Annotated in this window: 9 protein-coding genes; 5 read left to right on the forward strand and 4 right to left on the reverse strand. The window is 72.4% G+C overall.

Features of this window, described 5'->3' with window-relative positions:
• The first annotated feature begins 121 nt into the window (after positions 1–121).
• Both V6U90_RS21885 and V6U90_RS21890 read left to right on the forward strand, forming a co-directional pair.
• Entirely contained in the window at positions 122–1,900 is a 1,779-nt protein-coding gene (locus V6U90_RS21885; RefSeq protein ID WP_334439707.1) for a DUF4012 domain-containing protein, read from the forward strand.
• A gap of 12 nt (positions 1,901–1,912) precedes the next feature.
• Positions 1,913–2,608 (forward strand): hypothetical protein, encoded by a 696-nt coding sequence (locus V6U90_RS21890; protein ID WP_334439710.1) that lies wholly within the window; start codon positions 1,913–1,915, stop codon positions 2,606–2,608.
• A gap of 127 nt (positions 2,609–2,735) precedes the next feature.
• On the opposite strand, the gene V6U90_RS21895 is transcribed toward V6U90_RS21890, so the two are convergent.
• Positions 2,736–4,175, reverse strand: a complete 1,440-nt coding sequence (locus V6U90_RS21895; RefSeq protein WP_442933643.1) for an MFS transporter — start codon at positions 4,173–4,175, stop codon at positions 2,736–2,738.
• Complete coding sequence (locus tag V6U90_RS21900; protein ID WP_334439716.1) at positions 4,168–4,404, reverse strand: hypothetical protein; 237 nt, start codon at positions 4,402–4,404, stop codon at positions 4,168–4,170. The genes V6U90_RS21895 and V6U90_RS21900 overlap by 8 nt, the downstream gene beginning before the upstream one ends.
• Positions 4,405–4,572: 168 nt before the next feature.
• On the opposite strand from V6U90_RS21900, the gene V6U90_RS21905 reads away from it, so the two are divergent.
• From V6U90_RS21905 to V6U90_RS21915, 3 genes are all read left to right on the forward strand, one after another.
• Positions 4,573–5,685 carry a geranylgeranyl reductase family protein gene (locus V6U90_RS21905; RefSeq protein WP_334439718.1) on the forward strand — a complete coding sequence of 371 codons (1,113 nt, stop codon included), beginning with the start codon at positions 4,573–4,575 and terminating at the stop codon, positions 5,683–5,685.
• Between the two features lie 793 nt (positions 5,686–6,478).
• Positions 6,479–7,279, forward strand: a complete 801-nt coding sequence (locus V6U90_RS21910; RefSeq protein ID WP_334439720.1) for a helix-turn-helix domain-containing protein — start codon at positions 6,479–6,481, stop codon at positions 7,277–7,279.
• Positions 7,276–7,461: a DUF397 domain-containing protein gene (locus tag V6U90_RS21915; RefSeq protein WP_334439735.1), complete on the forward strand. Its 186-nt coding sequence runs from the start codon at positions 7,276–7,278 to the stop codon at positions 7,459–7,461. The genes V6U90_RS21910 and V6U90_RS21915 overlap by 4 nt, the downstream gene beginning before the upstream one ends.
• 19 nt (positions 7,462–7,480) lie before the next feature.
• On the opposite strand, the gene V6U90_RS21920 is transcribed toward V6U90_RS21915, so the two are convergent.
• Positions 7,481–8,515, reverse strand: coding sequence for an NAD(P)-dependent alcohol dehydrogenase (locus V6U90_RS21920; protein ID WP_334439722.1), 1,035 nt, complete (start codon positions 8,513–8,515; stop codon positions 7,481–7,483).
• 255 nt (positions 8,516–8,770) lie between these two features.
• Positions 8,771–10,558, reverse strand: coding sequence for a bifunctional metallophosphatase/5'-nucleotidase (locus tag V6U90_RS21925; RefSeq protein WP_334439724.1), 1,788 nt, complete (start codon positions 10,556–10,558; stop codon positions 8,771–8,773).
• Between the last annotated feature and the right edge of the window lie 270 nt (positions 10,559–10,828).

Consider the following 10,828-nt stretch of genomic DNA (forward strand, 5'->3'; position numbering starts at 1 on the left):
TCACCATCATCCGACAATCGCCGCGAATAACGCGAAACTACCGCAAACAGCGACTGTCCGCTGATATAGAGATATACGTCCAATAAGTGTGTTCAGGGAATATTCAGGAAAGTGGGGCGCGGTGACGGAGCCCGGTACCACCCGACGACGGCGACGACGGGCAACCAGCCGTCGCCTGCGGCGCATCCTGCTGGCCGGGCTGGTCGTGACCTCGGTGCTGTTGCTCACCGCCGGCTGGGTCGGCTACCGGGGCTGGCGCGCGCACGGGCACCTGACCAGTGCCGCCGCGATGACCCGACAACTCGGCGGCGAGGTGTTCGACGGCGACCGCGACCGCGCGCACCGGACCCTGGCCGCCCTCCAGGAACAGACCGCCTCCGCCCGTTCCGCCACCGCCGACCCCGGCTGGTGGCTCGGCGCGCACGTCCCCTACAGCGGGGACGACCTGGCCGCCGTGCGGGACGTCGCGGTGGCGGTCGACGACCTGGCCCGACACGCCTTCCCCGCACTGCTCCGGATCGACCCGGCTGTCCTGGTGCCCCGGTCCGGGCGCTTCGACGTCGCCAGGCTGCGGGCCGCCGCGACCAGTATCGACGAGGCCGACCGGGCGGTGCGCCGGGTCCGGACCCGGATGCAGGGCGTACCCGACGGGAAACTGCTCCCGCAGGTACGCTCCGCGGTCGTCGCGCTCCGGGACGAGCTGGCCGAACTGGGTACGGTGACCGGCGGGGCGAGCACAGCGGCCCGGCTGCTGCCGGCACTGCTCGGCGGGGACGGGCGCCGCAACTACCTGCTGGTCTCACAGAACCCCGCCGAACTACGCGCCACCGGCGGCATGTTCGGCGCGTACACCCTGGTGCAGGTGACCGATGGCCGGCTGCGACTGGTCCGGCAGGGCGCCTCCACCGAGATGGGCCAGTTCGACCCGCCGGTGCTGCCACTCAACGCAGAGCTGCGTGGCCTCTACCGCGACCTGCCCGGCATCTACCCGGCCGACGTCAACCTGACCCCGCACTTCCCGACCGCCGCCGCCCTCTACCGCGAGATGTACCGCCGGTACTCCGGCACCTCCGTGGACGGGGTGCTGGCCATCGACCCGGTGATGCTCTCCTACCTGCTCGAGGCGACCGGCCCGGTGGCCGTACCGAAACACACCACCCTGGTCGCCGGGACCGTGACGCGGAGCCTGCTCTCCGACAGCTACCAGCGGCTGGACCCGCGCGAGCAGGACAAGTACTTCGCCGCCTCCGCGATGGCGGTGTTCAACTCCCTGCTCAGTCGGACGGTCGACCCCCGCGCCATGCTGGCCGCCGTCGACCGCGCGGTGACGGAGCGGCGCCTGCTCTTCTGGAGTGCCCGTCCCGCCGAGCAACGCGAGATGGCCGGTACCCGGGTCGGCGGCGTACTACCCGAGCGGGAGACGACCCCGACGGTCGGGGTGTTCCTCAATGACGGCAGCGGCGCCAAGCTCGGCTGGTACCTGCACCCCGCCGCCGAGTTGACCGTCGGCGACTGCCGACCGGACGGCCGCCGTGACCTGCGCCTGCGGGTGACCCTGCGGTCGGCCGCCCCCCGCTCGGGGCTCGCCAAGTCGGTGACCGGCCTGGCCATGTCGGGCGATCCGTACACGGCCCGGACGTTGGTGAACGTGCACAGCCCGGTCGGTGGTGCGGTGGTCGCCGCCAGGCTGGACGGCCGGCCCATCGGGGTCGGCAGCGGGGTAGAACGGGGCCGCCCGGTCGCCATCGCCAACGTCGAGGTCCGGCCCGGCACCACCCGGACCCTGGAGATCACCCTGCTCACGCCGGTCGGGGCCGGGGACGCCGCCGATCTCTGGCTCACCCCGGCAGCCCACCCCTGGACCACCCGGATTCAACCCGCATCAACCTGTGACCAGTAGAGAGGATCCATCATGCGGCTATCCCGCATCATCATCGCACTCATGGCCGGCTTCGCCATGCTGGCCGTGCCGACCGCCGTGGGGGCGGCACCAGCGGTTCAGCCGCAGCCAACTGCCCCCGGGCAGACCCAACCGCCCTACCCACCGGGGCTGGGTGACCTCACCGTCAGCCAGTCCACCGTCGTCGCCGGCGAAGCGGTGGAGCTGCACGGTGAAAACTTCACACCTGGCGAGACCATCGACATCTTCGTCAGCATCAACCCGCTGGCCAGTGCCCCGCTCGACGCCCCGCTCGACGTCCAGCAGGGCCGGCGCAGCGACGGCACCACCGTGGCGATGGCCCCGGTCGCGTACCAGCGCCAGCCCAGCCCGACCCTGCCCGGTTCGTCCCCGCTGCACCTGATCGTGGAGGCCGACAGGGACGGCGAGTTCGACGTCACCTACCGTCCGGGCAGCGCCGGCCGGTACGTCTTCACCGCGGTCGGCCGTACGTCCGGGCACACCGCCACGGCGACCCTGACCGTGCTGGGAAGCGCTCCGCAGCCGACGGCCACCGCTCCGGGGGGCGGGGGCGGCCTGCCGAAGACCGGTGACAGCCTCGGCGTCACCCTGGCTGCCGGGGGCGGCCTGGTCGGGGTCGGCGGGCTGCTGCTGGTCCTGGCCCTGTACTGGCGGCGGCGCCGCTCCGGAACACAGGCCATCGGCTGACAGTTCAGCCGTGACCGGTGCCGGCCGGGCCGGATCCGAAACGGGTCCGGCCCGGCCGGCACCATCTGCATCTGCACCATCTCACTGCATCTGCACCGTCTCACCGGGGGCGTCGCCGCCGTCGACCTCACCGGGGACGTCGCCGCCGCCGACGGCCAGCGAGGTTGTCGGCGAGATCCACCACCAGCGCCAGCAGCACGAACCCGACCGCCACCAGCAGAGCGTCCCGGAAGGCCGGGGACCAGTCCGCCGCAGCCGCCTCCAGGATGCCGAAGAAGACCGCCCCGACCGCGGCGATGCCCGCCGCCGCACCGAGCCGCTGGCCGGTCTGCAACATGCCGGCGGCGCTGCCGGCCCGCGGTACCGGCACCTCGGCGAGGGTCAGGGTCTGGTTCGGCGTGATCACCAGACCGCTGCCCAGCCCGGCCACGGTCAACGGCGCCACCAGCAGCCACGGCAGCCCCGGGCCGGGCCGCGCGGCACCGAGCAGGGCCACCACCACCAGACCCGCCGCCACCAGGCACAGGCCGACCGTGACCAGGCTGCGGCCGTACCGGTTGACGAGCCGCCCGCCGAGCGCGGACGCCACCGCCGAACCGAGCGCGAACGGGGTGATCGCCAGACCGGCGGTCAGTGCGTCGTAGCCCAGCCCGTTCTGCAGGTAGAGGGTGAAGACGAAGAAGATCGCGGTGAACCCGGCGAAGTAGACCAGGGCGACCAGCGATCCGAGCGCGTACGAGCGGATCCGGAACAGGGCCAGGTCGAACAGCGGTTCACCGTGCCGGGCGTACCGCCGTTCCCACCAGGCGAAGGCGGCCAGCGCCACCAGCCCGGCCGGCACGAGCAGCCACTTCTGCGCCCCGGGCCAATGCTCCCGCTGCACCAGCGGCAGCAGCAGCGCCACCACCCCGGCACCGAGCAGCAGCACCCCGACCGGGTCGAGGGACCGCGTCCCGGTCCCGCCCCGGGCGGGGACGAACCGCCAGCCGAGGAGCACGGTGACCAGGCCGACCGGCACGTTGACGAAGAACACCCACCGCCAGCCGTGGTCGGGCCCGCCGAGCCTGATCAGCAGACCCCCGAGCAGCGGGCCGACCGCAGTGGACAGGCCGATGGTCGCGCCGAGCAGACCGAACGGGCGGCCCCGCTCGGCGGGGGCGAACATCTGCTGGATCAGGCCGGTCACCTGGGGACTGACCAGGCCGGCCGCCGCACCCTGGAGCAGCCGCGCCACCACCAGCCAGGTCGGCGACCCGGCCAGGCCGGCCGCCGCGCTGGTCAGGGTGAACAGTGCCAGGCCGACCGCGAACACGGTCCGTCGCCCACGGGCGTCACCGAAGCGTCCCGCCGGAACGAGAGCCAGGCCGAAGGTCAGGGCGTACCCGGAGAGCACCCAGGCCAGGTCGCTGGAGGTGGCACCGAGCGACCGTTCGATCGACGGTACCGCCACGTTGACGATGCTGACATCGAGCAGCGCCATGAAGGCCGCGACGAGCCCGACGCCCAGTGCCGGCCAGCGCCGCCGCTCGGCACCGGGCGGTACCCCGGCCGTCGCCGGCTCAGGCAGGTTGCTGCGCACACCACCGGGGCCCGAAGTCCAGCCCTGCCATCGGTGAGTCCTCCCGGTGCAACAGGTTCTTTTCGGCCAGGCTGCTCAGAGGTACGTCCAACTCCTCCTCGGCCAGCCCGGCCTCCTCGGCGATCACCTCCGGGTACGGCACCTGACCCCGGGCCTCCAGGGCGGTGACCGCGACGTACACCTGCTCTTCCACTCCGGTGAGCTGAATCTGCTGCATGACGGTTCCCTCCGCGAAACCGACCGCCCCCCGTGTCTGCCGGGCGGTACGCGTGCGGCGTTTACCCCGCAGACCAGCGATGATGCTCCCCGGTCCGGGTGACGTTCGTTCCCGGCCACCCGGCGTGGAGATCACCAACCGGGCGGTGGGTGCCCTACCCTGCTCCGGGTGGAACCCTGGGACCTCGTCGTGGTCGGCGCCGGACCGGCCGGCCTCTCCGCCGCACACACCGCCGCCCGTGCCGGGGTGCGCACCCTGGTGCTGGAAAAGGCCGAGCATCCGCGGTACAAGACCTGCGGCGGTGGCCTGATCGGCAGCTCCCTGACCGAGGTCGCCGGCCGGATCGACGTGCCGGTCCACGACCGCGTCGACCGGGTCACCTTCACCCACGACGGCCGGCGGGCGTTCACCCGCCGGCACGACGGGCCGCTGGTGGCCATGGTCCGCCGGGAGGAGTTCGACGACCGGTTGCGCGCGGCGGCGCAGGCGGCCGGCGCGCAGCTCCGGCAGCGGGTCGCGGTACGGGCCGTCGAGCAGGACCCGGAGGGGGTACGCCTGCGCCTGGCCGACGGTTCGGGCATCGACGCCCGGGTGGTGATCGGCGCGGACGGCTCCTCCGGGGTGACCGCCCGGCACGTCGGGGTCCGGTACGCCCAGGTCGATCTCGGCCTGGAGGTGGAACTGCCGGTGCCACCGGCCGTGCAGGAGCAGTGGCGGGGCCGGCTGCTGCTCGACTGGGGACCGGTGCCCGGCTCGTACGCCTGGGTGTTCCCGAAGGGGGACCGGCTCACCGTCGGTGTCATCGCGACCCGGGGTGAGGGCGAGCGGACCCGGGCCTACCTGCGGGACTTCGTGGCAGGGCTCGGCTTGTCCGGGATCGACCCGGCACACGACTCCGGGCACCTGACCCGGTGCCGGGCCGACGACTCGCCGCTGCGGCACGGCCGGGTGCTGGTCGTCGGGGACGCGGCCGGGCTGCTGGAACCGTGGACCCGGGAGGGGATCAGCTACGCGTTGCGGTCCGGCCGGCTGGCCGGCGCGGCGGTGGCCGCCGGTGCCCTGGACGGGTACGTCCGGGACGTGCAGGCGCAGCTCGTCCCGTCAATGCGGGCCGGGCGGCAACTGCTCGACGGTTTCACCCGCCGGCCGGGGGTCTTCCACACCATGCTGGCCACCCCGCCGGGCTGGCGGATGTTCGCCCGGTTCTGTGTGGGGCGTACCTCGTTCGAGCGGGCCCTGGCCCATTGTCCGGTCCGCGCCGCCCTCGCCCTGCTCCGCTGACCGTCGCGCGGCCGGTGGCGCGATCCCGGGCGCCCCGCCGCCACCGACCACCGCCGCGTCGATGCTTCGTCGGCGCGGTCGTGGGTTCGGCTGCCGCCGGGTGTCGAGCCAGGCCAGGAAGCGGTCGAAGAGCTGGGTGGGAGCCGGCACCCCGGCTGGATCGAGCCGGTACAGGTCGGCCACCGCGTCGTGCAGCGCGCCGGCCAGGTAGACCGCCAACCCGACCGGGTTGTCGGCGTACTCCTGGCGGAGCCGTAGCCGGGCCGCGCCGCACGGCCAGGGCTGACCGTCCACCCGGCACAGCCAGATCGGCCGGACCGGGGTGTGCTCCCGGTGCAGCCCGGCCGTCACCACCGACCCCCGTTCGAGCCCCGGTACGGCGGCACGAGTCCACCGAGCAGTGGTGGGTCGTAGCGGGCCGGTGGTGGCGCGTTCTCCGGCCTGTCGGCCGGACGGCGGGGTTCGGCCCGCTGCTCAACACAGGGTGTGCAGTCACAGTGGTGACCGTGCCGACGACGGTGGCGACCGGGCATCGGGGGATACCTCCTCGTGGTCCCAGGGGGTGTGGGGGTTGGAGGCCCCGGCGGTCCCTTCCACCGTCGGGGCACTCCGCGCGGTTCCGCCCCCGGCCTCCGGCTCCACGAGCGGTCCCGCGTGCTTCCACCCTGGTATGTGGATGACTACTGTCGGAACACAAACGAGCATCACGGAGTGACGGCGACGGCCTGGACTCCTCCTCCGGAGGGGCGGGGCGGGCGGGTGCCGGGGATTCCGGGGAGAGGTTGGGGAGACATTGAGCACCGCAGCGGAGATCCTCCTGGAGGAGATACGGCAGGCCCGCGCCTCCCGGGGGCTGAACCAGGAGGAGTTCGGCCGGCTGATCAACTATTCCGGCACCCACGTCAGCGCGGTGGAGACCGGCAACCGGCCGCCCACGGCGGACTATGTGGCCGCGATCGACCGGGCGTTGCGGACCGGCGGCATGTTCGGCCGGTTGCTGCGCCGGCTGTCCGAGCTGGACGCCGAGCCGGTCTGGCTACGCGAGTGGATCACCTTCGAGGACCAGGCGAGGGCCCTGCGCTGGTACGAGCCGGCGTTCGTGCCGGGGCTGCTCCAGACCGAGGAGTACGCCCGGCGCATCCTCCGGGTCGCCGGGGTGTTCACCGCCGAGCAGGTCGAGCAGCGGGTCCGGTCCCGGCTGGCCCGGCAGGCGGTCCTCACCCGGGACGACCCGCCGCACCTGGTGGTCGTGCTCGACGAGGCGGTGCTCCGGCGTACCGTCGACGACGACCGCGAGCTGATGCGCGAGCAGCTCGACCACCTGGCCACGGGCGCCGACCACCCGGCGGTCCAGGTGCACGTGGTACCGGCCGACGCCGGCCTCTACCAGGGTCTCCAGGGTGGCATCATCCTCGCCACCCTGCCCGACGACACGGTGCTCGGGCACATCGACAATCAGGTACGTGCGCAGATCGTCAGTGGATCAGCGGAGATTGTTAGGCTGCAACACACGTGGGAGGCGATCCTCAGCGCCGCGCTCCCGCGCCGACCGTCCCTCGACCTGATCAAGGAAGCGGCGAAATCATGGACATGACCGACGCCCAGTGGCGCACGTCCACCCGGTCCGGCACGAACGGCGGCTCCTGTGTGGAGGTCGCCGACAACCTCCCCGGGGTGGTCCTGGTCCGGGACAGCAAGGACCGCAGTGGCGGCACCCTCACCGTCGACCCGGCCGCCTGGCGGGCCTTCGTCGCCGGCCTCGCCGGGCTGGGCTGAGCCGCTTCCGGCCAGCGGGTCAGGGGACGATCACCGCGCGGCCGTGGATCTCCCCCTTGCGCAGTTTCGCGTACGCCTCCGGCGCCTGCTCCAACGGGAAGATCTCCACGTCGGCGCGGAGCAAGCCGGCCTGGGCGAGCGCGATGACCTCCTGCAACTCGACGCGGGTACCCCAGAACGGCACCCGCGCGTTGGTCTCCATCGGCACCGGCGGGACCTCCTCGACGGTCGGCCGGATCGGCAGGGTTCCACCGGCCAGGCCGACCAGCATCAGGTAGCCACCGTTGGCCGCCACGCTGCGGGCGGTGGTCAGGGTGGCGTCCGTGCCCACGAAGTCCAGCACCACGTCGGCACCGTCCGGTGGCGGGCCGACGATGGTGCGGATCTGCTCGACGGCGTCCGGGCCGGCCTGCACCACGTGGTGCGCACCGAGCCGGGTGGCCAGGTCCAGCGACTCCGGGCTGGTGTCCACCGCGATGACGTGTACCGCCGTGGTGGCGACCAGGATCTGTATCGCCATGTGTCCCAGCCCGCCGACACCGATCACCACGCAGTGGGTGCCGGGTTGCAGCGCCGGGCGGCTCATTTCGATCGCGTGGTACGGGGTCAGTCCCGCGTCGGTCAGCGGCGCGGCCTGGACCAGTTCGAGAGTGCCGATCGGCAGTAGCCGCGACGCGGGCACCGCGACGTACTCGGCCAGCCCGCCGTCCCGGCTCAGCCCGATCCCGCCGAGCGGGGTGGTCCGGCACTGGTTCTCCAGCCCGCGCAGGCAGGCCCGGCACCGGCCGCAGCCGATGATCCCGTACACCGCCGCGTGGTCGCCCGGAGCCCAGCCGGTCACCCCCGGCCCCACCTCGGCGACCGTGCCGGCGATCTCGTGACCGAGGGTCATCGGGGTGGGGAACACCCCGGCCGGGGCATCGAGGATGTGCAGATCGGAGTGGCAGGCGCCGGTGGCGCCCATGGCGAGCAGCACCTCGCCCGGTCCGGCGGTAGGGGTGGGGACGTCGACCTGCTCCAGGGTGCCGGGAGCGGTCAGCTGGATGGCGCGCATCGGCTCTCCCAACCGGCCGGCACCCCGCGCGCCGGCACGTCGTGTGTCAGCGTCAGCCACCGTCCGGTGGCTGCTCTCGGCCGGCGGCTTACCCCGGCGGGGTCCGATGATGCGCGGCTTACCGGACCGTGATGGGCGACCGCCGGAACCGGCCCGCCGGATTGACGTCCGGCCACGGATCAGAGAGGTGACAGCAGAGCCCGCAGGACGAACCGCGCGGGCCGGGACGGTCCTCCCGGCCCGCGCGGAGGGAACTCAGAAGACCGGTACGCCTTCGCGCACCAGCCGCCAGTTGGGCCGGTAGAAGTCGGCCGGGTCGATCACGCCCCGGGCCTGCGCCCAGTCGATGAGAAGCTGGCGGATCTCCTGCTGCTGGTTGTAGACCTGGGTCTTCACGATGCCGGGGAAGTTACCGCCACCGCTGCGCCGGTAGTTGTTCACCGCGATCACGAACTGCTCACCGTCGGCGACCGGGGTGGCGGTCCCCGGGTGGGTCAGCTTGGTGATCCGCTGCCCGACCGGCCGGCTGATGTCGATCTCGTAGTCCAGCCCGGAGATCGTGTCGTAGTTGTAGTCCGGCACCGCCGGGTCGCTGATCGTCTCCGGGTCGACCGTGGTACCCGGACCGAAGGTGCGGAAGTACTTCGCCGAGTACTCCAGGTACGCCCGGACCTCGGCACCGGAGAGGACCACCGCCTCCAGGGTGTTGTCGAAGACGTACAGGCCGGCCACGTCCCGGATCTTCACGTCCCCGGCGGGAAAGACCGCCGTCCGGCTGAACGGCGCGGCGATCGACAGCACCGGCAGACCGGCGTACGTCGTACCGGCCAGGGCGGCGGTGACCGTCTCGGTCTGGACGTGGTTGATGAAGTCCAGGATCGGGGTGTCCTTGTAGCGGGATTCCGCTGCGGACAGCTCGACAGTGGACCGGGCCACCACCTGGTTGACGTACCCGACGGTCTTCTCGTGCTGGGCACGGACGGCGGCGAGCACCTTCGGATCCTCGACCACGGTGTTGGTGTTCAGCATGGTGGCCCGCTTGCCGGTGATCCGCCACCGGCCCCCCTCCCGGGCCAGGGTGAAGTCCATCCGGGTCAGCCGCTGGCCCCACTTCGAGGGCTCGGAGAGCAGCACCTGCTCGCCGGTCTGCGTGTTGGTGACGAACTTCTCCACCACCTCGCGGTGGGCGTGGCCGAACAGGATCGCGTCGATTCCCGGCACCTGCTCGGCGATCAGCGCGGTCGGGTTCTCGTTCGGCAGTTCCGGCCCGTAGCTGGAGGTGCCGCTGTCCCCGCCGTGCGCCGAGATCAGCACGAGGTCCGCGCCCCGGTCCCGCATGATCGGCACCCACTTCGCGGCGGTGGCGATCATGTCGTCGAACCGGAGCCGGCCCTCCACGTTGGCCTTGTCCCAGATTGCCGAGCCGGGGTTGGTCAGGCCGAGGATGCCGACCCGCAGGGTCGGTGCGGCGAAGCCGAGGGAGACCTTCTTGATGACGTACGGCAGGAAGGCCGGCTTGCCGGTGGCCTCGTTGATGGCGTTGGCGGCCAGCGCCGGGAAGCCGAGCTGGCGGATCCAGAGATCCAGCAGCGGCAGCCCGTAGTTGAACTCGTGGTTGCCCAGCGTCACCGCGTCGTAGTCGATGACGTTCATCGCCCGGGCCATCGGGTGCTGCTCACCGGTCGAGGTGATCGGCTCCTGCTTGGCGTAGTAGGTCGCCAGCGGGGTGCCCTGGATGGTGTCCCCGGCGTCGAGGACCAGGGTGGCCCGGCCGCGTCGCTCGGCGCGTACCTGGTTGACCAGGGTGGCCAGCTTGGCCACGCCGATGTCGTTGTGCGCGCTGTCGTCGTATTCGGCGTCGCGGTAGTAGTCCCAGTTGTAGACGTTGCCGTGGGTGTCCGAGGTGCCCAGGACGGTCAGGTCCCAGGTCCGCCGCGAGGTCTGCTGCGCCTGCGCGGGCCCGGCGGCGACCAGCGGGGCCGCCGCAGCCGCCGCTGCGACGGCGAGGACCTGCCGTCGTGACGGGCCGGAGGGAGAGGTCATGACGTGCCTTCCGTTACGGGTGGGACGCCTCGTGGGCCCCGTGCGCACGATAACGAGCCGGGTCGGGTGACGCGAGGGGAGGCTGGTGCCGATGTGACCGATGGGTAGTGGCCTGGGCGTGGGCCGGCCCGCGATCCGACGTGGTGTCCGATTCGGGTCCCGGCTTGGTGACCCGGTGGGGAATGGTGGCGGGTCGGGGGTCGTTGGGTATCGGGTACGACCGAGGAAGCGTCCGCGCTGGTCAGTGAGCGTGGGTGTGGGTCGCCGGGA

Source organism: Micromonospora sp. CPCC 206060, assembly GCF_036906895.1.
Lineage (GTDB): Bacteria > Actinomycetota > Actinomycetes > Mycobacteriales > Micromonosporaceae > Micromonospora.